The following is a 25,686-nucleotide window of genomic DNA, read 5'->3' as shown; positions in this document are numbered from 1 at the left end:
CTGACCCAAATTCCAAAGCGAAAAACCTTCAGAACGATGGACACGGTTCTGAAGGTTTTTTCGCCTTAAATGTTCTTCTATATCTACGCAAAACGAAGCTTCGCCCGCCCAAGCTGGGCTACGCCGTTTACGCTCGTCATTCACGATGATCGGCTAATCAACACACCGCTTATTCTAGCACCTGCATATGGATGTCCCCATCCTGGCCGCCATAATGAATATGCAGATTTTTGTCCTCAAGATACCACAGATTCTCCTCTTCCATATAGAACAGGATACCGTCCGCCTCCTGCGAAAGCCCCGGCTTGACCGGTGTGGAGCGGGCGACACCTAGCGAGAATCCAGGCTGTACGCTGCCGCAGCCGCCTAGCTGCACATAGATGCGGACCGAGTCCCCCTTCTTCAATCCAAGCTCCTCCTTGTACCATGCCGCCGCCTGCTGATCGATCGTTAACTTCATTGGTTTCCCTCCTGTATCGCGCCATCTTGCTATTGCTGGAGCACGGCGCAGTCTATCCTTCTATTTTCCCCCATTGTACTATGTGCAGAACATAAAAGTATAGGAAAGTCATGTTTTTTTCTAGTTCCGACTCGAATGGCGTAAGGCGCGCAGCAGATACAGGTAATCGAAGCATACAAAATGACCATCTTGATGGCTACGAATTTGGCGGCTCGGGGACTACAATGTAAGCAAGAGATAAATGCGGCGCTACAAGCCGAATGGGTAAGAAAGGGGTTACAACAGATGGCAGACAACACGGTTAACGAGCAGCATCCGGCAACGGAGCAGTGGGGACAGTTCGAATTCAGATTGAACGGTCCTGCCGATGGCAATCCTTATGAAGACAACCGCTTCGGAGCACGGTTCAGCCTGCAGCATCGCATGATTGAGGTCGATGGCTTCTATGATGGAAACGGACAATATGTGGTGCGCTTCATGCCGGACACACTGGGCGAATGGAGCTTCACCACGATCAGCAGTGTCCCGGAGCTGGACGCACGGACGGGCTCATTTACGTGTATAGCTCCGACGCACGGCAACCACGGCCCAGTAAGGGTGAGCCGGACGTATCATTTTGCTTATGCCGATGGCCAGCCATTCTTCCCGGTCGGCACGACGGCTTATGTATGGAATCATCAGGGACGGGAGCTGGAGGAGCAGACGCTGGAGAGCCTCAAGCAGGCGCCGTTCAACAAGATACGGATGTGCGTCTTCCCCAAGCACTATGATTATAACCTGCATGAGCCAGAGCATTGTGCATTTGAAGGCAGCCTGGAGACGGGCTTTGACCTGACGCGCTTCAACCCGAGGTTTTGGCGCCATCTGGAGCAGCGTCTGACGGAGCTGCAGGATTTGGGTATCGAAGCGGATCTGATTCTGCTTCACCCGTATGACCGCTGGGGCTTCGCCAAGATGACCAGAGAGCAGGATCATCGTTACCTGCGCTATGCGATGGCGCGTCTGGCCTCCTTCCGCAACATCTGGTGGTCGCTGGCGAATGAATATGATCTGATGTTCGAGAAGACGATGGACGATTGGGACGCGATCTTCCACCTGATCCAGCAGCATGATCCGTACCAGCATCTGCGCTCCATTCACAACTGGCATCATCCAGAGATTCATTACCGCAACAATCAGCACTGGTACGACCATGGCAAGCCGTGGGTGACGCATGCGAGCATCCAGCACGCTGATCTGCACTTCGTCACCGAATGGAGACAGCAGTATCGCAAGCCGATTGTTGTCGACGAATGCCGCTATGAGGGCAATATCAACCATGGCTGGGGCAACATTACCGCGGAGAAGATGGTGGAGTGCTTCTGGAAGGGCATGGCGCAGGGCGGCTATGTCACTCATGGCGAGACGTATACGCATCCAGAGAATATCATCTGGTGGTCGCATGGGGGCACATTGCATGGACAGAGTGCTGAGCGTATTGCGTTCTTGCGGCGCATCATGGAGCAGGGCCCGCAGCTTGATACGAGCGATGTGCCGTTCCATTGGGATACAGAGGCAGGCGGGGCAGCCGGTGATTATTATCTGGTCTACTTCGGAGACAGCCGTCCATCCTTCCGAGAGCTGAAGCTTGATGAGAGCAACACCTTCACGATTGATCTGATCGATACGTGGAACATGACGGTAGAACGGCTGCCAGGCGAATATAGCGGAGCCTTCCGCATCCCGTTGCCAGGCAAGCCTTACTATGCGCTGCGGATCATCCGCAAGCCATCCTAATACGAATGCATAACTACACAGGGGGAACGACACGATGAAAAAGACGCTTACTTTACTGCTCGTTATGATGCTGACAGCAGCGCTGGCAGCCGCCTGCTCTTCGGGCAATACCGGCAAGAATACAACAGCCGAAGGCGACAAGGGGGCTTCACCTGCCAAGACGACCGTATCGCTATGGATATTGGATGATCATATCTGGATTGACGGCGCAGTCGAGGATTTCAAGAAGGACAACCCGGATATTAATGTGGAAGTGAGCAAATACGGCACCGATCCGCTGAAGGAGGCGCTCAAGGTGGCCGCCAACTCCAAGACGCTGCCGAATATGTGGTTCACCTGGGGCGGCTCGCTCGGTTCCTTCTATGCCGTTAACGGCTTGGCTCAGGATCTGACACAGGTAGCCAAGGATCATAACTGGTCGGATATATACAACCAGGCGGCTCTGGATATGTCCACTTACAACGGCAAGCTCTCCGGTATTCCCTATCATCTGAACGCTCTCAATATGTGGTACAACAAGCCGCTGTTCGAGAAGCAGTCCCTGAGCGCGCCGACCACGCTGGAGCAGTTCGAGTCGCTCCTGCAGACCATTAAGGATGACGGCTCTGTACCGCTCGCCTTGGCGGGCAAGAATGGCTGGCATATTATGCGTCTGACCGAGCAACTGCTGGAGCACTTCGCCGGAGCGGAGCTGCATGACAAGCTGAACAGTCTGGAGGCTTCATGGAATGATCCGGCTGTCGTGAAGACCTTCGAGAAGCTGAAGGAGTATACAGATAAGGGCTATTTCCCTAAAGGCCATGTAGCGATCGATCAGAGCGAGGCGATCAATGCCTTCTATCCTGGCCAAGCAGCGATGACACTGGAGGGAACCTGGCTGGATCGCAACATTACGGCCTCCGGCTTCAATGCGAATGATTTCTCCGTGTTCCAGTTCCCGACAGAGCGTTCCTCTGTATTCGTCGAGATGTTCCAGATTAATAGCGAGCTGGATCAAGCGACACTGGATGCAACGATCAAGCTCGGCGAGTATCTGACCAGCAAGGATGTCGTCAACAAATATATCGATACCTATGGGACACCAGCTACGCTCAATGTCACTTTCTCTGCCAATACGCCGAACGTGCAGCCGCTGCTTGATATGGCGTCCAAGGGAAGCTTCCTGATTACTGACCAGGCGCTGCCGCAAGAGATTGCCCAGAAGCTGTTCGAGGCACAGGATCGGGTTGTACTGAATGAGTGGACGCCGGAGCAAGCAGCCGAGCAACTGGACAAGGCGATTACAGAGTACAAGAGCAAGCAGTAATAACATGATGAAGCATGCGCTCGAAGGACGAGCGAGGCTGCGAAGATATTAACAGCGGACAATGTACGGGCGGGCACAATTGGAGAGCCCGCCCTGTCATTGGAGAGGAGGACCAGCGCGTGAGAAGCGGGACGATCAAGCCCTGGCTATTTATTATGCCTGCGCTGCTGATTTATTTAGTCATTATATTTTTCCCCTCGATGTACACCTTTTATTTGAGTTTTTTCAAGTGGAATGGAGTCGCCCCGGACAAAACATTCGTTGGGCTGGGGAATTACTTGGATCTGCTGTTCCGTGACACCGTCTTTCTGAAGGCGTTATGGAACAACGTGCTATGGACGATCGGCTCCCTGACGATCATATTGGGCTTCGGCTTGATGCTGGCGCTGCTATTGAACAAGAAGCTCAAGGGACGCATCGTGTTCCGCGGCATTTTCTATTTCCCGTATGTGCTGTCTGGCGTCATCGTAGCGACAATCTGGACATGGATGTACAATCCGTCGCAAGGATTCTTCAACAAGCTGTTGGAGCTGGTGGGGCTGGAGCATCTGACGAGCGCCTGGCTGGCCGATCCCAAGATCGCGCTGTATGCAGTGTTTGTCGCGGCGATATGGAATGGTGTCGGGCAACCGCTGGTGCTGTTTCTGGCCGGGCTGCAGACGATTCCGCAGGACCCTTACGAGGCAGCGATCATCGACGGCGCCAAGCCGTATCAGATGTTCTGGAATATAACGTTGCCGCTGCTGCGAGAGACCTTCATCATCGTCGTCGCCATTACGATGGTATCGTCGATGAAGGTGTACGACATCGTGTATGCGATGACGGGCGGCGGACCGGCGGAGAGCACGCATGTGCTGGCCTCCTGGATGTACTTCCAGACGTTCAAGTTCGCCAATATCGGCGCGGGCTCGGCGATCTCGATGTTTCTGGTCTTTATTACGATGATTGTCATTATTCCCTATGTCTATTACACGACAAAAAGGTCGCATGTGTAAGAAGGAAGGTTGGTGAAGGACTACAATGGAGGAGCTGCGCGTTCACCCGGCCATCGCTGTAACAAGGTTTTTATTTTTGGTGTTGTTATCTATCGCCTTTTTGTTGCCCATCGTGTTTATTGCGTTTACCGCTCTCAAATCCAATGCGGACTTGCTGAGAAATCCGTTCTATGCCTTGCCGGAGAAGTTCCAGTGGGGCAATTTCGCCAAGGCGTGGGAGCAAGGAAGGCTCGGCATGTATATGCAGAATACCGCGCTGATCTCCTTCGTGAAGGTGCCGCTGGGCATTCTGATCGAGTCGCTGGCGGCGTATGCGCTGACCCGGCTCGTCTTCAAATGGAGCAATATGATGTTCGCCTTCTTCCTGGTGGGCATGATGATCCCGATGCAGGCCACGCTCGTACCGCTCAATATTTTGCTGAACAAGCTGGGATTGGTGAATACGTATCCGGGCATATTTCTAGTATATCTCGGCTTCGGCATCCCGTTCGGCATCCTGATCTTGCGCGGCTTCTTCCGCACGATTCCGAAGGAGATTGACGAGGCGGCACTGATCGACGGCTGCGGAGATGTCGGCAAGTTCTTCCGCATCATATTGCCGTTGTCGATGCCGGCGATCGCCACGATCTTCATCTTCGACTTTATGGCAACCTGGAATGAGTTTTTGCTGGCGCAAATTTTCATTACCAAGGATACGATGCGCACGATTACGACAGGTCTGCTCTCCTTCCGCGGCGAGCACTCGGCAGACTATACGCTGCTTAGCGCTGGTGTGCTGATGTCGGTTATTCCGATCTTGGCCGTCTATCTGGCCTTTCAAAAATATTTTGTATCCGGGCTGGCCGGTTCGGTCAAAGGTTAATCGCATAGCAGGCAGCGAGCAGGAGCGACGGGCGATCCCGGCTGTTCCTGCTTGGCTGCGTTGCCGGACGTTTCCATTATCGGGGACGGCGGGAAGTGTGTTCCATTGACGGGCTGTGCGCGGCTTTGCTACGATAGGAGACACTCATTTTCGGAAGGGCAGTCTCCTTATACGCGGATATGTAATCGTTCACAACAGAAAGGCGGGCTGTGTGCTGATGGCCTTCAGATGGAATAGTCTCTCTTACCGAACCCGGTTGTTTTTAATCTTCCTGCTGATCAGCAGCATTCCCGCAGCATTGATCGGCACCGTGGCCTACAAGAAATCGGCAGATATGCTGCAGAGCCAGGTGACAGAGGATATGTATGTCATCATCCGTCAATTGAATACAGCGATTGAGCGGCAGATTAATGATTTTGACCGCTTCAGTATCCTGCCCTACTACATGCCGGACTCCTTCGAGTTTCTGCGCAAGCCGTATGTTCCGACCGAGCAATGGGGCAGCGACGAGCTGGCCGCTCAGAAAAATCTGCTCCGTCTGATGAGCGCCTATCCTTCAATCAATGCCTCCATTAAAGGCATGGTGCTGTATGGCATGAACGGAACGATAAGCGGCTACCGGGTCAGCGGCAGCTCGCAGATGAAGAGAGGCTCGACGGTAGAGGACGAGGACTGGTACAAGCAGGCGGTGGCGCGCAACGGAGGCTTCGTCGTCTCCGGCATCCGCTCCATCGATCAGTTTGATGATGCTCCGTTCACCGCGGTCACGGTAGCCCGCATGCTGGTGGATGAGAAGCTCAAGCCGCTTGCGGTGATGGCGCTGCATGTATCCCCTGAGTTCATTGCCAATATTCTGTATCGATCTCAATTGGAGGGAGAGGCGGTGGTGGTGCTGGATGCGGATAACAAGCCCATCTATGCCTCGGACAACGGACTCGCATCGGCACTGAGTCAGGTGGAGGCCGGCGATACGCCGTCTCCCTGGAGTGCGAGGGTGGCAAGTGAAGGTGGAGACATGACGTATAGCGGCGTATCGATGTACAGCAGCTATCTGGGATGGAAGGTATTTCTGGGCAAAAATCGCGAGGAGCTGCTGGCGGGCAGTCGATTGATACGGCTGTTCACCTATGCAATTGTAATCGTGATGGCTGTTGCGGCTGCGTTGGTGTCATGGCTGCTCGCCCGCAGCCTGTCTGACCCGGTGCTGCGGATGATCCGTTCGATGCGCGAGGTGGAGAAGGGGAGATTCGCGCCGCCACTGGCGCTTGAACGGTCGGATGAGCTGGGTCAACTGCATCTGAGCTATACCCGAATGGTGCAGCGGCTTGAGGAGATGGTTCGCTCGATTGAGGAGAAGGAGCGGCAGAAGCGTCATGCAGAGCTGACCGCATTGCGGACACGAGTGCAGCCGCATTTTTTGTACAATACGCTGAATTCGATTCGGATGATGGCGATCCTCCAGCGTGCGCCGCAGATCGCCGGACTGCTGCAATCGGTGACGAAGCTGTTCAAGGCGAACATGCGGCTGAACCACGAGCTGATCCCGCTGCAGGAGGAGATGGCGCTGCTGAAGGATTACGCCGAGCTGATGGATATGCGCTATACGAATACGTTTGCGCTGGAGTGGGAGGTGCCGGAGGAGCTGGCGGATGTCGGCGTCCCGCCGATGCTGCTGCAGCCGCTGCTGGAGAATGCGATCTTCCATGGCTCCAAGGGGCTGGAGCGGCTGCTCCACATTCGGATTGGCGCACGTCTTATCGATCACCAGACGGTGGTCATCGAGTTGGCTGACGATGGGATCGGCATCAGCGAGGAGGCGCTGGTCATGCTGGAGGGGCGCAGCAGCAGTGATGTTTCCGAGCATTTTGGCATTGCGAATGCGCGCGAGCGGATACAACTGCGCTTTGGCGAGGAATATGGGCTGGCCATCCGTTGTGTGGAAGGCGGGGGGACACAGATCGTTATCACGCTGCCTTGTCAATATGTCCAAGGGGGGACGTGAAGCATGTGGAATTTGATGGTGGTAGAGGATGAGGCGCTCGTGCGGGTCGGGCTGCGTTATATGGTGGACTGGGAAAGCCATGATGTGCACTGGAAGGCGGAGGCCTCCAATGGCGAAGAAGCGCTCCGGCTGATGGAGGAGCAGGACATCCATATCGTGATGACTGACATTCGGATGCCGGGCATGGACGGGCTGGCGCTGGCGGACCAGATTAAGGAGCGGTACAGCCATGTGCAGATCATTTTCTTGAGCAGCTATGACAATTTCCCGTATGTGAAGGAGGCGCTGCGGCTGGGGGCGATCGACTATCTGCACAAGCCGACGATGGCGGAGGAGGAGATTGCCGGGGCGCTAACTAAGGCCAAGCTGCTGCTGGAGAAGGACAGTTCCACTCGGAGCAAGCCGGGACTGTCCGAGCAGGAGAAGAACGATCTGCTGCTGTCGCTGCTCGATACGTATACGTTCCCGGACCGTTCGGCTCTGAAGGAGCTGCAGGGGGGCTGGCTGACCGGGCCGCTGTGGGTCTGCCTGTTCCGTGTGCGCGATGATGCGCACCAGGAGCTGACGGCTGCAGAGGCGCATCTGGAGTCAGGTCGTGCCAGCACGGGGGACAATGAAGGCGACCCTCTCAAATTTTTATCCGTGCGCTACGTCATTGATGAGTATGTATCCAGAGATTGGGGGGGCGATGTCTTTCACCGCAATCACCGGGAGATTATATGGCTGGCTCCAGCGACGGATAAGGCGGGACGGACGGGGGCGAAGGACAGGGGCAAGTACCTGGAACGGCTGCGGCAGAAGGTATTCGACATCTTGAATGAGGTGATCGTGTTCTCGGCAAGCGGCGATTACAAGTCGCTTGAGGACATCCCGGCAGCTTACATGGAGGCCCTGCTGCGCTTCCCGATCAACAAGCAGAGCGACAGTCATCATGTGCGGATGGTCAAGGAATATATTGATGCGCATCTGGTGGAGGAGCTGTCGCTGCAGAAGGCTTCGGAGATGACCGGAATTACCGCGGGCTATCTGAGCCGAATCTTCCAGCGCGAGATTGGGGAGAGCTTCAGCGAGTATATTATTCGTAACAAAATGACTCATGCCCAAAGGCTGCTGCGCGAGAGCAGCATGAAGGTGTATGAGGTGGCGGCAGCGGTCGGCTATGCGAATCCGCATTACTTCAGCAAGCTCTTCAAGGAGCGGACAGGGATGACGCCGTTGGAATACCGCAATCGCTAGCTCGGATGTGAGGGCTGGGCGGCTGCCCTTGCGGAGCGTTGTAGGGGCAGTATAGAAGCAAGGGGGCAGGTCTCGCCAAGGGCGGCCAAGAGCCTGTGATCAGCGTATGGATGCTGAGATCACAGGCTCTTGGCCGCTTGCGTATACTTAGGAAGAAATGGAGGATTTGCTGGAAGCATCCGATTTGAACAGCAACTGATCCACAGAGAGCAGGCGACTGCCAGTCAGTACGAACATCACCGACATGGCCAGCAACGCCAGATCGAGCTCATAGCCAGCCATCTCGCCATTGCCAGTGAATCCGACTGCCAGCTTGACCTTGAAGATCGCGACGACCATCGTAATTGCCAGCAGCGCTCCGATGGCGCGCGTACCCAGTCCAACTATGAGCAGCAGTCCGCCCACCAGCTCGACGATCGCGACAATATAGCTCATGAATTGCGGAATGCCCATGCTATCGAACCACATGCCGACATTGCCGATGCCACCTTGAAATTTGTCATAGCCATGAATAGCAAATGTAAGTCCGAGCACAATTCTTGCAATTAGCAATCCGATTTCTGCTGTTCGATTCATTAATTATTCTCCTTTACTAATGGTATTCTTGTACATGGTTTTACGTTTGGAGTGAATGGATTACTGAAGCCAAGCGAAGCTCAATCCCCGAGGGGTCATGTACCAGGCAATGCCCGGCTTCACCTGTGACGGTGATGCCAGCCTGCTTCAGTCGGCCGACGGTCTCCTGTAAGGCAGCGTGGTCAGGCAGCAGGATCGTGTAGTAGGCCAGGCCAGTTGCATCTGCTGGCGCGATCGGTACGCCCTCTCCGGCCCAGCTATTCAGGCCGATATGGTGATGGTATCCGCCGGTGGCGATGAATAGCGCCCTCATCTGCGCTCTGGCATCGGCTGCAATGTCGAACCCGAGCGTATCGACGTAGAAGGCTTTGGATTGCTCCAGGCTGCTGACATGGAGATGAATGTGGCCGAGCGTCGTGCCATTCGGAAGTCCGTGCCATTCATGCCCCTGTGCAAGCTCCAGCAAGCCATCCCAGTCGATCGGATCGGAGGCCATCTTGATGTTGCCCTGTGAGTCCAACTGCCACTCGTCGCGCGCACGATCGCGATACAATTCAATGCCATGATTGTCTGGATCATAGATGTACAACGCCTCGCTGACCAGATGATCGGCTTGACCGATTCGAATACCATGGTCAACAAGGTGGCGAAGCGTGATGCCCAGTGACAGACGGTCAGGGAGCAGTATCGCGAAATGGTACAGCCCTGCTGCGGCGCGGCGCGGGGTAATGCGGGCGCCCGGCAGCTCCTCCAGAACGATAGCCGTAGTGACACCATCATAGGTCAGGGAAGCTTGTGCGCCATCGGTGTGCAATACCCTGAATCCAACAATGTCCGTGTAGAAGTCCAGGGAGCGCTGCAAATTGGACACCTTCAGCTTGATCTCTCCGAGCGTAATATTGGGGTGCATGTGTCCCGACATCCTTCATTCAACTCCTCACATACTTACTTTTCGTAATGTAGTTTAATATATAAAATTAATTACGTCAAGGTAACTAAGTGAATATAATTAACTTTCTTACTTGTATAATGTTTGGTATAATGATGTTAATAAAGAGGTGATAAAATGGAGATTTCAGCGTTGTGTCCGCGACTCGAGAAGGGAATGCAACTGATCAGCAAGCGCTGGACCGCGCTAATAATCCATCAGTTGCTGCCAGGACCGCAGCGGTTCTGCGCGATAGAGGGTAATCTGCCGATCAGCGGCAAGCTATTATCCGAACGGCTGAAGGAACTGGAGCACGAAGGCATCGTGCACCGGGCTGTCTACCCCGAGACGCCTGTTCGGATTGAATATTCGCTTACGGAAAAGGGAAGAGCACTGGAGGATGTGGTGCGAGGAATCGAGAAGTGGTCCTACGAATGGATCACGCTTCCTTCAGAAGCGCAGAACTAGGGCTTGTCTGAACACTCTGAACCGATCTGATCTGGCCGAATGCTCGCTCGGCAAAACACAGACACGCGATGTACGAAAATGGTTCTGCTGCCATTTCGACATCGCGTTTCTGTGTTTGTCAGGGAGCGGATCGCTTATGCTCCCAGGTGACCATAGCGCATCTTGACCCATAGCGTCTGTAATGCGGCGGTTCGTTCCGTGATAGCCTGCATCTTCATAGTCATGATGATTCGGATTCCTTTTGGAGGAAAAATTGGGCTATAATAAGAATGGCTGACATATTCGCCGGCAGTCGGCGGCGACCGAGGTTAGTGTTTGGACAGGTATCATCACTTTATCTTTGGGAGGTACATATGGCACAGCATTTGAAGGATTGTACAGTGTTAAACAATGGGGTAAGCATGCCTTGGCTAGGCTTGGGCGTGTGGCAGGTCAAGGAGGGAGAAGAGGTAGAAGCCTCTGTCAGACATGCCATACAGACAGGCTATGTCAGCATTGATACGGCTGCCGCTTATGCCAATGAAGAAGGCGTTGGACGGGCGATCAGGGATTCAGGCGTGCCGCGTGACAGTCTATTCATCACGACGAAGGTGTGGAATGCCCATCAGGGCTATGATTCCACACTGCGGGCCTTTGAGGATAGCCGCCGCAAGCTGGGCCTGGACATCCTTGACCTCTACTTGATTCATTGGCCGGTGAAGGGCAAATATAAGGAAACATGGCGGGCGCTGGAGAAGCTCTATAAGGATGGGGCTGTACGAGCGATTGGGGTCAGCAATTTCCAGGTGCATCATCTGCAGGACCTGCTGGACGGATGCGAGGTAGCGCCGATGGTCAATCAGGTGGAATTCCACCCGCTGCTCACGCAGAAGCCGCTGCTCTCCTTCTGCCGTGAGCAGCGCATTCAGCTTGAGGCGTGGAGTCCGCTGATGCAGGGCAATCTGGAGCTTCCACTGCTGGCAGAGCTGAGCGCCAAGTATGGCAAGTCGGCAGCGCAGATCGTGCTCCGTTGGGACCTGCAGCATGGTGTTGTGACGATACCGAAGTCAGTTACTTCCCATCGCATTGAAGAAAATGCGAAGGTGTTCGATTTTGAGCTGTCCGGGGAGGATATGGCTCGTCTGGATGCATTGAATCAAGATAAGCGCTTTGGCCCTGATCCTGACAATTTTAATTTTTGATGGCGAAGACGGCGATCGTTACCGGCGCGAATGCCGGCATGGGGCTGGCGACATCCATCGGCTTGTTGAAGGAAGGCTGGCATATCATCATGGTATGTCGCAGTGAGGAACGGGGACGCGCGGCGGTCGAACAGGCGCTCAGAGCGAGCGGAGGACAAGGGACAGCAGAGCTGATGCTGTGCGATCTGGGTTCGCTCGCCAGCATTCGCCGGTTTGCCGCAGAGTTTCTCGCGACGGGCAAGCCGCTCGATGTGCTGATCAACAATGCGGGCGTCATCAGCCTGAAGCGTCAGGAGACGGCGGACGGGTTCGAGCTGATGCTCGGGGTCAACCATTTGGGACACTTCCTGCTGACTCTGCTGCTGCTGGGTAGGCTGAAGGAAGCGGAGCAAGGCCGCATCGTTATCGTATCCTCCGGCGCCTACAAGGTGGGGCGGCTCGACTTTGCAGATCTGAACCTGACACGCGGCTTTAATGTTATGCGAGGCTACGGGCAGTCCAAGCTGGCGAACATTCTATTCACGACGGAGCTGGCGCGCAGGCTGGAGGGCACGAGCGTGACCGTCAATTGTCTGCATCCAGGTGCTGTGGCCACCAGCCTTGGCGTCAACCGCAGCACCGGCTTCGGCAAAGGAATGTACGCGCTGATGCGCCCCTTCTTCCTGACCGCGGAGGAGGGCTCGCAGACGGCGCTCTATCTGGCTCGGCATCCTGAGGTTGCCAAGGTCAGCGGCGAATATTATTATAAGCAGCGCCCGCAGCGGCTCAGCTCTAAGGCGGCTGACCGCAAGGCAGCAGAGCAACTATGGGCGTGGAGTGTGCAGCAGACAGGAGCGCCGCCGCTCTGATGTGATGGGCTCAGGGCAAGAGCAGAGGGAAGATGCTGCTCTTGCTCAGGCGTTGCTGCGATACTGCGGTTCTGGCCCGTTGACTCTCTGGCAGGAGCATCGGGCCATGTCTTGTAGAGGAAACGACCAAGCTGTGGCGGCTCAGGGTTATGACTCAGTCGGAGCGGCGTCATCCAGGCGAATGTCTACATAATGCTCGACAATCGGGAACGGATCGTAGAAGTGATGCAATAGCGCCTTCCATTCCTCATATTGCGGCGACCCGCGAAAGCCGACCGTATGGGCTTTGATCGATTCCCAGCGCACCAGCAGGATATATTTGTCCTGTTCCTCCACACATTTCTGCAGTTCATGCCCCACATACCCCCGCATGCTGGAGATCAGCCGCGAAGCCTTGCGAAAGGCACTCTCGAATTCACTGCTTGTACCCGGCTTAATATGCAATATCGCTACTTCCAGTATCATGATTATGATTCCTCCTCAGTATGAGCTTCGTTCCTCCCGCTTGATGTCCGGTGCGTCTATATGGACTCCCAAGCGCCGATTCGTAAGCATGTTCCCAATATATTTGAGATGGCACCATTATACCAGTTCACGGAGAGCTTCATTCAAGATCAGTGAGCAATAAGCATAATTAGCGGTTATGTTTTCGGCTGAAGAGACGGTTGTTGCACGCAAAAACTGTGAATTTGGGCCTAAATTTGGATGCAAGAAGACTCATTTTTCAGATGGCATGCAGGCTTTTTGTCAATATATAAGAATGTATAAGTGCTGTTGGCCTTATATGTGCTTCTATATCTACGCGAAACAAGCTTAGTCCGTCAAGGACGGCGACAGCCGTTTACGCTTGGAAATCTGAGAAGTTATTAGCTTGCTACACAACCAAAATTGACAACCAGAATTGGCAACCAGAATTGGCGAACAGAACACATAGAAAGAAGACAGACAGGGAAGCTGGGAAGGGGCGGGAAGGATGAACGAGCTAGAAACAGAATACGATGAGGAGACGGTGTTGGAAGAGGTGGAGGAGGACTCCCGCTTCGGCTTTAACCGGGTATATATGATCGAATTGCTGTACAAGGAGCCTCCGCTCATTGATGATGAGCTTCTCTACCAGAAGATCATTGAACATACAGGAAGAACCGATCGTCCGCTTGAGGAGGAGATGGAGGAGCCCGAAGGACTGGCAGTCTGGCAGTCTAATCCGGGAGAGGCGGCAGCGCCTGGTATCCGCATGTTCTTTCATCATCACTATATGGTGGAATATGAGGAAGGAGAGCTGCCCGCGCAGACTTGTGTGCTGCCTTCAGACCAACAACCGGAGATGGAAGCCTTCGAGACGGCGATTCAGCAGAGCTGGCACTGGCCGGATGCCGGGCAGACCGTGTCGGAGTGTCGCTATTCGCTGCTGCTTAACGATTTTTGCGCATCGGGACTGCCTTATAAGGAACGGCTCCAACTGAACAACAGTGTGCTGCGTGCCTTGCTGGAGACAGCGCCCTGCGATGCGGTCTATTTCCGTGCGAGTGATAAGCTCGTCGAGCCTTCCGCCTATCTGGCTGCGTTGGAGGAGGGGCAACTGTTATACGGCGCGCTGAATGTGCGGTTCTATAATGTCAATCGGGAGGAGAGCGAACGCAGCGAGATGCTGGTGGATACGTTAGGTCTGGCGGCGCTCGGCATTCCCGATGTTCAGTGTCACTATTACGATCTGGAGCCGAACGAGATCGCTTCCTTCGTCGGAGACATCGGCTATTATCTGTTCCACAATGGCGATATCATCTCGGACGGGGAAACGGTTGGACCGACAGAGCATGAGAAATGGTTCTGCGAGCATCAGTATGCCCTGGCGGCTCCGCAGCGGGTGGTGCTCGATCTGAACCCCGGGCCAGAGCATTATGCCGGTCGACAGCATCATGAGGAGAAAGACGCCGCCGGGCAGTAACATAGACGATCAACCCGCCCGTGGCGGCGGGCGAACCATATCGGCAGCCTCCTGCTTGCTACACGCTCATCCCTTGGGGATGCTGCGGTAGCTGCTAGGGGAGCTGCCGATAATTTTTTTGAACAATCTGGAGAAGTAGTAGGGGTCGGATATGCCGACGGCAGCGGCAACCTCCTTCACGCTCAGACCGGTGAGATCGAGCAACTGCGAGGCGCGCTGCATCTTCAGGCGCAGAAAATATTCGATCGGCGGGAAGCCGGTCTCCTGATTGAACAGATAGGTGACATAAGGCTTGGACAGAACGAGATGACCTGCAAGTTCCGCGAGGGTCAGCGGCTCTGCCAGCCGCTCGGTCATGTAGCGGAGCGCCTCGCCCAGATACTGCTCCCGCTTTTGCACTTGGGGGGAGTGACCCGCACCGAGTCCAACCGTACTCAGAAGCGAGCGCATCGTCTGCGAGACATGGATATGGACGGGGAGCGAGTAGATACGGTTCTCCAGCAGCTCGCAGCATTGCTCGAACAGCTCAATGGTGCGCGTGTAGGCACCTAGAGTAAGCTGCACAGCGCCTTGATCCAGCTCATAGCAGCGAATAAGCTCCAGCGCGTCCTTGCCATGCAGATGGAACCAGTAGATGCTCCACGGATCGCTGTCCGAGGCTCCATAGCGATGTGTGCTGCCTGCCGGAATAATATACAACTGCCGGGGGAGCAGCCCGATTCGCCTGTGCCCCTCGCGCTCGATCCAGCCTGACCCCTGCGCGCACAAAATGACAATATGGGTATCGCAGCCCTCCGCGCGCTCCCGGTAATGATAACGGGCGTGCGGGAAAAATCCGATGTCCTGGATGTAGAGTGTGCTGGTGAGCGGGTGCTGCTCCAGTTCCTTGCGCATATAGTCTGGCAGCACGAGCAGGCGCTGCGCAGCGAAGCCATCGGGCTTTTGAATCTCGTCCATCCCAGGTTGCCTCCTTTTGAGTATCATTCCAATAAGAATATAATCCATCATCTGGCGTGTTTCGTCAATTGGCAGCCGCCGCTCGGCGCGGTAAAGTTAGAGCATCAAGCAAGGCGCCGAGCGCCGTAGGGAGGAACTGACGATGGAAGCAGGCAAGGCGGCTGTTCAACTGCGGGAGGAGGTTGTCTCCATCCCCACGTATGGGGTGGGGAAACCGGATAAAAACCCGATGTTTCTGGAGAAGCGCGTCTATCAGGGCAGCTCGGGCAGAGTATACCCGCATCCGGTTATCGACAAGATCGAGGATGAGAAGAGGCCGAAGGAATATCGGCTGGTGATTCTGGAAAATGAGTATGTGCGCATCGAGATCATGCCAGAGCTGGGCGGGCGTGTGTACCGTGCGCTGGATAAGACGAATCAGTATGATTTCGTCTATTATAACCGTGTCATCAAGCCCGCGCTAGTCGGGCTGGCCGGACCCTGGATCTCGGGCGGCATCGAGTTCAATTGGCCGCAGCATCACCGTCCGAATACGTTCGGCCCTGTCGAGTATGAGCTGCAGTCGCATGCTGATGGCAGCGCTACCGTATGGGTGAGCGAGATCGACCGCATGTACGGGACGAAGGTGACGGCTGGATTCACATTGCATCCGGGCAAGGCTTATCTGGAAATCCATGCACAGTTGTACAACCGCACGCCGCAGGCGCAAACGTTCCTGTGGTGGGCCAATCCGGCGGTAGCGGTCAATGACGATACGCAGTCCGTATTCCCGCCGGATGTGAACGCCGTCTTCGACCACGGCAAGCGCGATGTGTCCCGCTTCCCGATCGCGACAGGCACCTACTATAAGATGGATTATTCCGCTGGCGTCGATATATCTCGCTACAAGAACATTCCTGTCCCGACCTCCTACATGGCCTACAAGTCGGACTATAACTTTGTCGGCGGTTATGATCATGGCGTGCAGGCCGGACTGCTGCACGTAGCCAATCATCATATCTCCCCAGGCAAAAAGCAATGGACATGGGGCAATGGAGAGTTCGGTCAGGCTTGGGATCGCCAGCTAACAGATGAGGACGGGCCGTATATCGAGCTGATGACCGGAGTCTTCACGGATAACCAGCCGGACTTCACGTGGCTGCAGCCGTATGAGGAGAAGCAATTCACCCAATATTTCATGCCTTACAAAAATATTGGCGTCGTCAAAAATGCCTCCATTGATGCTGCGATCAACCTGGAGGTGGAGGCCGGGAGCGCTATCGTACAGGTGTACGCTACGGCTGTATTTGAAGAAGCGGTAGTGGAGCTGCGGGGGAGCGAGCGTACCTATCTGCGCGAGACGGTGCGGCTATCCCCAAGCTCCACCTACAGATCCGCCATTGGGCTGGATGCCAGTGAGCAGGAGCATCAGCTTCGGGTTACCGTGCATGCAGCGGATGGCCGGCTGCTGGTAGCCTATCAGCCGAAGCGACCGGAGATTGAGCAGGTGCCGGACGCTGCCAAGCCGCTGGAAGCGCCGGAGAAGCTGCAGACGAACGAGCAGCTATACTTGGCGGGGCTGCATCTGGAGCAGTATCGCCATGCGACCTTCGAGCCGGAGGCTTATTATCTGGAGGGATTGCGGCGTGATCCGGGCGATATTCGCATCAACGTCGCCTATGGTACGCTGCTTGCGCGCCGCGGGCTATGGGTGGAGAGCGAGCACCACTTCCGCGCAGCAATCCGTTCGCTGACCTGGCGCAACCCGAATCCATATGACAGCGAAGCGTATTACCAGCTTGGGCTGTCATTGAAGCTGCAGGGGCGGCTGGAGGAAGCTTATGCGGCGCTGTACAAGGCTGTCTGGTCTGCCGCCTGGCAGGATAGCGGCTACTTCACATTGGCGCAGATCGCGTGCGCCAAGGGCAGCTATGTGGAGGCGCTCGAGCTGGTGGAGCGATCGCTCGTGCGCAATGCGCATAATTACAAGGCGCGCCATCTGAAGGGCGCATTGCTGCGCAAGCTGGGTCGCCTTGCCGCGGCGCTGGAGTGGGCGGAGGAGACGCGGCGGCTGGACATCGCAGACTTCGGCGCTGCGAATGAGTATGCGCTGGCACTGGAGGCGCTGGAGCGGAGCGAAGAGGCTGCTGCGGCGCGGGAACGGCTTGAACGGCTGATGCGTCGAGATGCGCATAATGTGATGAGCCTTGCGGCGGACTATGCGGGCAGCGGCCTGACTGGTGAAGCCCGGCAGGTGCTGGAGCATTATATCGCCAGCGGCGTCTCCTATCCGATGCTGCACTATGCGCTGGCCTGGATGGAGGAGCAGGATGGCGACGCGGCTGCTGCGGCGGCTAGCCGCCAGGCCGGGCATGACGCTGCACCGGACTACTGCTTCCCGAACAGCCTGTTCGAGCTGCAGGTGCTGGAGTCGGCTGTAGCGGCTGCGCCAGAGGATGACCGCGCGCGTTACTATCTCGGCAACCTGCTGTATGACAAGAAGCGCACTGCGGAGGCCGTGGCGCAGTGGGAGGCTTCACGCAGCCTGAATAGCAGCTTTCCGACGGTGCACCGCAATCTGGCGCTTGCTTACTACAACAAGCAAGGTCAGCCGCAGGCTGCGCGGGAAGCGCTGGAGCAAGCCTTCGCATGTGCGCCAGACGATGCGCGGGTGCTGTTCGAGCTGGATCAGCTCTATAAGAAGCTCGGTCATCCTGTGCAGGAGCGCTTGGAGCGGCTGGAGCAGCATAAGGAATTGGTCGAGCAGCGCGACGATCTGTATATCGAGTACGTGACGCTGCTGAATACGCTGCAGCGCTACGAGGAGGCTGCTGCGGCCTTGTCTGCCCGCAATTTCCACCCGTGGGAGGGCGGTGAGGGCAAGTCCACCGGACAATATGTGCTCGCTCATGTAGAGCTGGGCAAGCGCAGTCTGGCTGCCGGCGATTACGACCGTGCGCAGGAGCTGCTTGCGGCAGCCACCGTCTACCCTCATTCGCTCGGCGAGGGCAAGCTGGCGGGCGCTCAGGAGAATAACATCTATTATTACCTGGGCTGCGTCCTTGCAGCTCAAGGGCGGCATGAGGAGGCGGAGCAAGCCTTCGCTCAGGCTGCGGTTGGCCTGGATGAGCCGGCGAGTGCGATGTACTATAATGATCAGCCGCCGGAGATGATCTATTATCAGGGGCTGGCCTGGCTCAAGCTGGGCAATGAGAAGGAGGCGAAGCGGCGGTTCAACAAGCTGATTGATTATGCGGAGAGGCATGTGTTCGATGAGGTGAGCATGGACTATTTTGCCGTCTCGCTGCCGGATTTCCTCGTCTTCGAGGAGGATCTGAATCGCAAGAACCGTATTCATTGCCGATTTATGCGGGGGCTGGGGCTGCTCGGACTACAGCGCAATGAGGAAGCCGCCGCGGAGCTGCGCGCTGTGCTTGAGCTAGAGCCAGGGCATCAAGGGGCACTCCTGCATTTGCCATAAGATGAAGCAGGAAGGACGAGGCCGGGGCCGGGGATAACCCGGCCTCTGCTTCTTTTTGAAGGGAGGAGTGGGAGAGGTTTTTATTTGGCTGGGTACATTTGGTATAATGGGAGGAGCGGCAGGCATAGGCTGGCAGCTATTATCCAGGCAAGGGAGAGAGCGAGAATGGAATTGAAGAACAAGACCGCCGTCATTACCGGCGCAGGCAAAGGAATCGGCAAGGCAACGGCAGAGGCACTGGCGCGGGAGGGCGTTCATCTCGGGCTGATCTCCCGTACAGGCAGCGATCTGGAGTCGCTGAGCGCAGAGTTGGCAGCTACATATGGGATTAAGGTGTACACGGCTGTTGTCGATGTATCGCGCAAGAGCGAGGTCGACGCAGCAGTGTCTCGCCTGGCGGAAGAGCTGGGCGCGATCGATATTTTATTGAATAATGCGGGAATCGGACAATTCGGGACGCTGCTCGATATGGAGCCGGAGGTATGGGAGGGCATCATCCAGACGAACCTGATGGGAACCTACTATGTAACCCGCGCAGCGCTTCCGACGATGCTGAAGCAGGACAGCGGGACGATCATCAACATCGCATCGACGGCCGGTGAGCGGGGATTTGCTACGGGCTCGGCGTATTGCGCATCCAAATTTGCCGTGATGGGGCTGACGGAAGCGTTGATGCAAGAGGTGCGTAAATCCAATATTCGCGTGACGGCGCTAACGCCAAGCACAGTGAATACGCCGCTCGCTGTCAGTGCCGGGCTGAAGATCGGGGATGAAGACCGGATGATGCAGGCAGAGGATGTGGCGGAGCTGATCCTGGCAACGGTGAAGCTGCCGCAGCGCGTGATGATCAAATCAGCAGGCATCTGGACGACCAATCCGCAATAGGTCATCGACACGAATTCACTTCGATTAACATTAGCAGAGCAAGCGATAACCAAGAGCAGTCTTCCTGGCTTCAGGAGGACTGCTCTTGGTGCTTGTTCTCAGAGAATGAATCGGATGAGACCAGATAAGCAAGATGTGTCAGCGCTAGCTGTGATTGGCGGTAAAAGGTCGTTCTGCTCATATGGAAGGCATCGGCCAGTTGATTTTTATTGCGCTGTTTATTGAGGTAGGTCTCTCGCAGGATGCGCTGCTGCAGCTCCGTGAGTGGAGAGGTGGCGGAAGTGGCGTGCAGCGCTTCGTTGATTCGGGCATGGATATGGATACCGCGCAGTTGAAGCGCTCTGACGGCTGGAAGAGCATGAAGCTGCTCAGGCCGATACAAGAGCTCCAGCACGCGCTTCATCTCCAGCCGCGAGATGCCCGGTGCGGGAGGTGCGTCTCCGTCTCCATATGGGCTCGGTGTGGCGGCTGCGGATGAGGCGGAGCCGGACGCGCTTGATGGGGCTGCGTTCGCTGCGGCCTGCACCTCAGAGGCGGCGGAGCCGGTCGGTGTCGTCTCAGCCGTCCTCGCTGCCGCCCTCGCCTCAGGCTTTGACGGTAATGCCGAGGCTCGGGGCAGCCCTGTCTGCCGAATGATCGTCTGAATCCATTCCGGGAAGGCGATCTGCCGGAAATCGATCTCCCAGCGTGTTAATTCGCCGTGGTCGGCCGAACAGGCTGGGAGGGTGCCCTGTGAATGCAGTCCAAGTATCGGAAACAGTGCATTGAGCTGAGGATCGCCCGTCACCATCATTCCCCGCACCCCTAAGGTCATCGAGATGAGCCAGTGCTGAAGCAGCAGCGCCCCCAGCTCTTCCGGGGCATACAAGGGCTGCTGGACATCGACCGCAGCTAACAGGATGAAGACGGAGTCCGCCGCTTCTGGCGGTGTCTCGCGCAGTTCAGGCAGCTCATTGTCAAGCACAGGGAGAAGCGCTGGCACATACTGCTGCAACAGCGGGAGCGTCTGCTGATGCAGCCACAATCCGGCACAGAAGGCAAGCGGGGCGCCATCTTCATCGCGGACGATGAAGATGCCTGTTGGACAATGGGAGGCAATATCGTCCAGTAACGCATAATAAGCATCCGGCTGGACGAGCTCAGATTGCCAGTTGGAGCCCTGGATGGATTCGGACAGCAATTGCTGGAGAACGGGCAGATCCTCAGGCCGATACGGCTGCTGCTCTCCAGACAGCAGCCGTGTAGAGAAGTCGGCATAAGCATGAGCAGTCGGGAGGAATTCTCTATACAGCTCCAGCACATGCGCGGCAATACGCATCTGCCAGCGCTTGTCCGCGCCATGGAATTCATCTATTAGCCATTCCAGGGCACGTTGGCGCAATGTTTGGAATTGCAGTGGATGCCGCTGTGCCCAGTCCTCGCGCAGCAGATGGGCCACGACATGATGCAGGGCGAGGCCGTGCGCAGTGGTGCGAACGAAGGATAGCTGGGCTAGCGCATGATACGCGGATAGCAGAACAGGCTGTTCCAGCATATAAGTCAGACTGCCTTGATCGGCAGCCGGAAGCAAAGACAGCATCGTCAAGGCCTGATATAGCTCTGGGGATGCCGCTTCCTGGAGAAAATCCGCACTCAGTATAGCAGGAATATTCAGATTCAGCGTCCGCTGCGAATGACCCGCCTGCTCCTGCAGCAGGTCGACCGTCAATGCGAGCAATAGTGGATGGCCCTCGGTCTGTCTGGCGATCCTCTGTTGTATGTCGGGTGACAGACCACATCCTTGCACATATCGGCTCACCTCGGCACGGTTGAATAGCCGCAAGGGACAAGAGACGATGCGGGGGCTCCAATACGGGTTAGTGAGCCACTTGGTCGGCAGACCTCCTCGCGAGGCGAAGACGAACAGCACGTTGGCAGAGGCAAGCTGCGGCAGAAAGGTGGCAAGCAGCCAGCCCTGAACGGCAGCCAAACTCTCGCAATGATCGATGAGCAGCACCGTCTTCTGCCTGGACAGCTCCGACACAATATAGGCGAGCTGAGAATCCTCCTCAGCTCGCAGGCGATTATATTCACTGGCCAGTCCCAGCTCCAGCGCAGATAGAAAAGCGCTCGAGCTAGACAGCTCGCTCTGTCCGTCCAGCCATAAGGTAAGCAGGGAAGCACGCTGAGCAGTGCCCGCCATCTCGGTGAGCAGAGTGGTTTTGCCAATGCCTCCGATTCCGTGAATCGACAGGATGAGCGTGGAGGCCGCCTGGTCATTCAGCCAGCCGTTAAAGTGCTCCATTTCTCGCGAATGTTCTATTATCGGTCGTGTTATCGGTTGTGGTTGCATGCTGTCCGCTACTTTCCTCTTAAATTTTGGGGATGAAGAATGAAACAAAGATGAAACATCCCGATGCTACCGTTACTTTATACTATAATTATAATCATTTTATAACCAGTAGGGTAAAGGAGCAGGTATGCATTTATTGAGACGTATTTTTCGGATCACCTTGTGTTGTCTGCTAGGGACGATGCTCGTACCGCAGGGCGGCTGGGTTGCGATGACGTATGCGGAGGAGGCCGCTGTGCCTGCCGAGCGGGATGGCTGGGTAATTGTAAGTACGGAGCAGCAGCTCGACTATATGAACATGCATCAGGAGCAGTACCTGGATGCCAACATTCGCTTGGTGAAGAACCTTGATCTGACAGGGCACCGCTGGCTTCCATTTGGAGGCAATGAATATGCAGCCTACAGCGGAATATTTGATGGTCGAGGCCATACCATTACAGGGATCGTCATCAGCGGCGAACGGGAGCACGCAGGCTTTTTCGGGAAGGTGTCTGGTGAAATTCGAAATGTAGGCGTAGTGGTGGACATTCAGGGCGGGAGGTATACGGGGGGCTTGGTCGCCTTGCTCGATGGCGGAACAATTGACCGCTCGTTCTCGCAAGGCAGAGTTCAAGGGGGAAATGGAGGCAATGTCTCCTGCACCGGAGGACTGGCAGGTGTGTCGAATCATTCCTCCATTACACGATCCTTTTCTACAGCAGAGGTTCAAAGCGGCACAGCCGACAACATCTATGCGGGGGGCTTGAGCGGTGCGCAGGGCGAGGGCTTCATTCGGCATTCGTATGCGACAGGGTATGTGCACAGCCCCGTTACCGACAATGGCTATGTATTTCTGGGCGGTCTGGTAGGGCATATGGTATACGGAACGCTCGAATTCAGCTATGCATCTGGAAAGGTGGGGCACACCCTGCTTACAACGGCCACGATGGGCGGGTTTTTGGGCGTGATGTTTTTTAGCGGGAGTGTAAATCATGCCTACTTTAATCTGGATGCGAATGAACGGCTGCTGGGGGTGGGGGGAGATGCCAGCGGCACGGATCAGAAAGCTCTCGGCTTGTCCGCAGCAGCGATGCGTGAGGCGCTGTCCTTTGAGGGTTGGGATTTCGATGAGCTCTGGACGATAGATGGGCAAGTGAATGACGGCTATCCTTATTTGCGTCCAGCCATCTTGACGGAGGAGCTGCCTCAGGGAAGAGTTGGCATGCGGTATGAGGCAAATGCAGACGGGGTTGACGGCGCATCAGGAGGATTGAGCTGGCAGGCGAGCGGGCTGCCGGGAGGGTTGGAGATGGATGGCATGGGGCGGATCACAGGCCTTCCAGAGGAAAGCGGAGCTTTCTCCGTGGTGCTGACGGCAACCGATCGGGCACTTCGCAGCACGAGCGCGACCTTGCAGCTTGTCGTCGTCGAGCCGGCTCCTCCCATCCATGGATTTGCGGTGCATCCGGGAGTAGCGTTAGGTTCGACATCGGTGTCGGCAGAGCCGCAGCAAGCAGGGACTCGTTTTGCCTATCGGCTCGATCGAACTGAGGCGGAACGGCCATTGCGGGGAGAAGCGCTGCCTGAAGGAACCGCTTGGTATACCCCGGGTGGCGGAGCGGAGGCTGATATTACCGATGTTCGTGCAGGGGAGTATCTCATTTTGTATGAGACGGACGGTGACGGCCTTATTCAGAGGTGGAGCAGCCTACTACTGGAAGCCACGCATATACGGCAAGCTGTGCCCGTCTTGGGGGTCCGAATTTCGGAGGAGAGCCTTGTGCTGAAGGAGCATGGGGAGGGACGACAGTTGACAGCCATTATAGAGCCCGCGGATGCGACGAACTCCAGTGTAGTTTGGCAATCGAGTCATCCCGATGTGGCGCAAATCGGTGAGACAGGATGGGTGACGCCAGGAGCGCCAGGTACGGCCTCGATTCAAGTGGCGACAGTGGATGGCGGCTATACGGCTACCGTGCTGGTGACGGTTCAGCCAGATACGGCGGAGCTGACGGCGTTAATTGCCCAGGCAGACGACAGTTTGTCATTAACCGAGGAAGGGAACAGCCCGGGGCAGTATCCGACGAGCGCGCGAGTGAAGCTGGGTGAGGCTATAGCTGCGGCCAAAGTGGTCGCCGGGTATGAGCGGGCGACGAAGGATGAAGTTGCGGAAGCGGTTCGCGAGCTGAACGCGGCGTTGACGTTATATCGTTCGTCTGAGGTGCCGGTGCCAGATGCCCCAGTCTGGACTGCTGGAGAACTGAGCGTCATGGAAGGAACGACGACATCGCTCAAGCTGGCATGGCCGTCGGCACAGGCGGCTGCGGGTATATCGGGGTACCGAATCTACAGGAATGACGAGACGGTGCCCGTTGCGGTCATCAGCAGCCAAGAGGAGCGCATCTATGTGCTGACGGAATTGTCTGCAGGCGCTCGTTATACCCTTACAGTAAAAGCCTTCAATGCCGCAGGCGAAGGGACGGGCTTGAGCATGGTGGCGAAAACGGCGGCGGATACGTCGGCGCTGCTCACTACCATTCAGCAGGCGCTGCTTCGTCTGGACAGTACGGTTGAAGGCGCAAGAGCGGGACAGTTCCCGCCGAGTGCGCGGAAGATGCTAAGACAGGCGATAGCCGCAGCGCAAGAGAAGACGGACGCTGCGGCAGTCCTTCAAGAAGAGGCAGCCGCAGCGACGGTCAAGCTGGAGCAGGCGATTGCCGCCTATAACGAGATGGAGATCAGTCTGGCGCCTCCTGCCCCCTACTATCCTTCGCTAACGGACGATATGGAGGGGGGCGGCCGCGGCCCTGATGATGGCAAGGAAGCGGCTGCCGAGCCTGAACCGGAATCAGAACCGGCGCAGCCGGGTGAGCATTCGAATCCGCTTGATGAGGAGCCGCATGTGCAGCAAGGATGGCAGGATGTCGCGGGACATTGGGCAGAAGATGCGGTTAAGAGGGCGCTGACGCTGCAACTGGTGAAGGGCTACCCTGACCAGACGTTTCGTCCGAACCGGCCGGTGACCCGGGCGGAATTCATCGTCATGCTGGCGCGCGCCATGCACCCGCAAGCTAAGGGAGTGGCGCTGTCCTTCTCGGACAAGGAGGCCATTGGAGCATGGGCGGAAGCTTCTATCGCGCAGGCTCTGGAGTTGGGCTGGATCGACGGATATGCTGATGGAAGCTTTCGTCCCGATCAGCCGATCAGCCGTGCGGAGATGGCTGTAGTGACCGCCAGGGCGCTAGGTATGCCCGCCAGCTCGCAGGAAGCTTCCACGGGCTTCAAGGATGATGCGCTCCTCCCTCCATGGGCGAAATCAGCGATCCGAACGCTGCATGAACATCATATTGTAAGCGGACGTAGTGCCGGGCGCTTCGAGGCGCAGGAAGAGGCGACACGAGCAGAGGCGATAACGGTGCTATTACGGCTATTGGAGCATGTAGCGAAGGACGAAACGGTGAAGTAACTCACTTTGGGCAAAGCGAAGGGG

19 protein-coding genes are annotated in these 25,686 nt (G+C 56.3%); 13 read left to right on the top strand and 6 right to left on the bottom strand.

From position 1 onward, the window contains the following. Nucleotides 1-169 precede the first annotated feature (169 nt). Nucleotides 170-460, bottom strand: a complete 291-nt coding sequence (locus tag ACY1JZ_RS02575; RefSeq protein WP_462627925.1) for a HesB/YadR/YfhF family protein — start codon at nt 458-460, stop codon at nt 170-172. Between the two features lie 285 nt (nt 461-745). Between ACY1JZ_RS02575 and ACY1JZ_RS02570 the strand changes: the two genes are divergently transcribed. The 6 genes from ACY1JZ_RS02570 (at nt 746) to ACY1JZ_RS02545 (ending at nt 8,637) form a co-directional block, all read left to right on the top strand. Then, on the top strand, nt 746-2,236 hold the full coding sequence (locus tag ACY1JZ_RS02570) for a DUF5605 domain-containing protein (protein ID WP_462627924.1): 1,491 nt from the start codon (nt 746-748) through the stop codon (nt 2,234-2,236). Nucleotides 2,237-2,270: 34 nt separating this feature from the next. Then, nucleotides 2,271-3,542: an ABC transporter substrate-binding protein gene (locus tag ACY1JZ_RS02565; protein ID WP_462627923.1), complete on the top strand. Its 1,272-nt coding sequence runs from the start codon at nt 2,271-2,273 to the stop codon at nt 3,540-3,542. 155 nt (nt 3,543-3,697) lie between these two features. Further along, on the top strand, nt 3,698-4,537 hold the full coding sequence (locus tag ACY1JZ_RS02560; RefSeq protein ID WP_442954943.1) for a carbohydrate ABC transporter permease: 840 nt from the start codon (nt 3,698-3,700) through the stop codon (nt 4,535-4,537). A 25-nt stretch (nt 4,538-4,562) separates the two neighbouring features. Next, nucleotides 4,563-5,399: a carbohydrate ABC transporter permease gene (locus ACY1JZ_RS02555; RefSeq protein ID WP_270168274.1), complete on the top strand. Its 837-nt coding sequence runs from the start codon at nt 4,563-4,565 to the stop codon at nt 5,397-5,399. A gap of 217 nt (nt 5,400-5,616) precedes the next feature. Then, a complete protein-coding gene (locus ACY1JZ_RS02550; protein WP_462627922.1) occupies nt 5,617-7,401 on the top strand; it encodes a sensor histidine kinase in 1,785 nt (594 codons plus the stop codon). A gap of 3 nt (nt 7,402-7,404) precedes the next feature. Beyond that, nucleotides 7,405-8,637, top strand: coding sequence for a response regulator (locus ACY1JZ_RS02545; RefSeq protein WP_462627921.1), 1,233 nt, complete (start codon nt 7,405-7,407; stop codon nt 8,635-8,637). Between the two features lie 147 nt (nt 8,638-8,784). Here ACY1JZ_RS02545 and ACY1JZ_RS02540 read toward each other — a convergent pair whose 3' ends face one another. Together ACY1JZ_RS02540 and ACY1JZ_RS02535 are read right to left on the bottom strand one after the other, a co-directional pair. Continuing rightward, nucleotides 8,785-9,213, bottom strand: coding sequence for a DoxX family protein (locus tag ACY1JZ_RS02540; RefSeq protein ID WP_462627920.1), 429 nt, complete (start codon nt 9,211-9,213; stop codon nt 8,785-8,787). A 40-nt stretch (nt 9,214-9,253) separates the two neighbouring features. Next, the gene (locus tag ACY1JZ_RS02535) at nt 9,254-10,135 is read right to left on the bottom strand and encodes a VOC family protein (RefSeq protein WP_462627919.1); all 882 of its coding nucleotides are present in this window, start codon (nt 10,133-10,135) and stop codon (nt 9,254-9,256) included. A 144-nt stretch (nt 10,136-10,279) separates the two neighbouring features. On the opposite strand from ACY1JZ_RS02535, the gene ACY1JZ_RS02530 reads away from it, so the two are divergent. From ACY1JZ_RS02530 to ACY1JZ_RS02520, 3 genes are all read left to right on the top strand, one after another. Further along, the gene (locus tag ACY1JZ_RS02530; protein WP_270168284.1) at nt 10,280-10,609 is read left to right on the top strand and encodes a winged helix-turn-helix transcriptional regulator; all 330 of its coding nucleotides are present in this window, start codon (nt 10,280-10,282) and stop codon (nt 10,607-10,609) included. Nucleotides 10,610-10,962: 353 nt separating this feature from the next. Continuing rightward, nucleotides 10,963-11,790 carry an aldo/keto reductase gene (locus ACY1JZ_RS02525; protein ID WP_462627918.1) on the top strand — a complete coding sequence of 276 codons (828 nt, stop codon included), beginning with the start codon at nt 10,963-10,965 and terminating at the stop codon, nt 11,788-11,790. Next, nucleotides 11,787-12,638, top strand: a complete 852-nt coding sequence (locus ACY1JZ_RS02520) for an SDR family oxidoreductase (RefSeq protein ID WP_462627917.1) — start codon at nt 11,787-11,789, stop codon at nt 12,636-12,638. Before ACY1JZ_RS02525 ends, ACY1JZ_RS02520 begins: the two co-directional genes overlap by 4 nt. Before the next feature lie 147 nt (nt 12,639-12,785). Here ACY1JZ_RS02520 and ACY1JZ_RS02515 read toward each other — a convergent pair whose 3' ends face one another. Further along, nucleotides 12,786-13,103 (bottom strand): antibiotic biosynthesis monooxygenase family protein, encoded by a 318-nt coding sequence (locus tag ACY1JZ_RS02515; protein ID WP_270168288.1) that lies wholly within the window; start codon nt 13,101-13,103, stop codon nt 12,786-12,788. Between the two features lie 508 nt (nt 13,104-13,611). Between ACY1JZ_RS02515 and ACY1JZ_RS02510 the strand changes: the two genes are divergently transcribed. Continuing rightward, entirely contained in the window at nt 13,612-14,583 is a 972-nt protein-coding gene (locus ACY1JZ_RS02510) for a DUF4261 domain-containing protein (RefSeq protein WP_270168290.1), read from the top strand. Nucleotides 14,584-14,649: 66 nt separating this feature from the next. On the opposite strand, the gene ACY1JZ_RS02505 is transcribed toward ACY1JZ_RS02510, so the two are convergent. Continuing rightward, the gene (locus tag ACY1JZ_RS02505; protein ID WP_462627916.1) at nt 14,650-15,540 is read right to left on the bottom strand and encodes a helix-turn-helix domain-containing protein; all 891 of its coding nucleotides are present in this window, start codon (nt 15,538-15,540) and stop codon (nt 14,650-14,652) included. 142 nt (nt 15,541-15,682) lie between these two features. Between ACY1JZ_RS02505 and ACY1JZ_RS02500 the strand changes: the two genes are divergently transcribed. Then, nucleotides 15,683-19,000: a DUF5107 domain-containing protein gene (locus ACY1JZ_RS02500; RefSeq protein ID WP_462627915.1), complete on the top strand. Its 3,318-nt coding sequence runs from the start codon at nt 15,683-15,685 to the stop codon at nt 18,998-19,000. 165 nt (nt 19,001-19,165) lie between these two features. Further along, nucleotides 19,166-19,885 (top strand): 3-ketoacyl-ACP reductase, encoded by a 720-nt coding sequence (locus ACY1JZ_RS02495; protein WP_270168295.1) that lies wholly within the window; start codon nt 19,166-19,168, stop codon nt 19,883-19,885. 70 nt (nt 19,886-19,955) lie between these two features. Here ACY1JZ_RS02495 and ACY1JZ_RS02490 read toward each other — a convergent pair whose 3' ends face one another. After that, on the bottom strand, nt 19,956-22,169 hold the full coding sequence (locus tag ACY1JZ_RS02490; protein WP_462627914.1) for an ArpU family phage packaging/lysis transcriptional regulator: 2,214 nt from the start codon (nt 22,167-22,169) through the stop codon (nt 19,956-19,958). Between the two features lie 184 nt (nt 22,170-22,353). On the opposite strand from ACY1JZ_RS02490, the gene ACY1JZ_RS02485 reads away from it, so the two are divergent. Then, the gene (locus ACY1JZ_RS02485; protein ID WP_462627913.1) at nt 22,354-25,662 is read left to right on the top strand and encodes an S-layer homology domain-containing protein; all 3,309 of its coding nucleotides are present in this window, start codon (nt 22,354-22,356) and stop codon (nt 25,660-25,662) included. The last annotated feature ends 24 nt before the right edge of the window (nt 25,663-25,686 follow it).

Source organism: Paenibacillus sp. J5, assembly GCF_054955055.1.
Note: the sequence above shows the minus strand (reverse complement) of the source record. Positions and strands in the feature narration are given on the sequence as shown.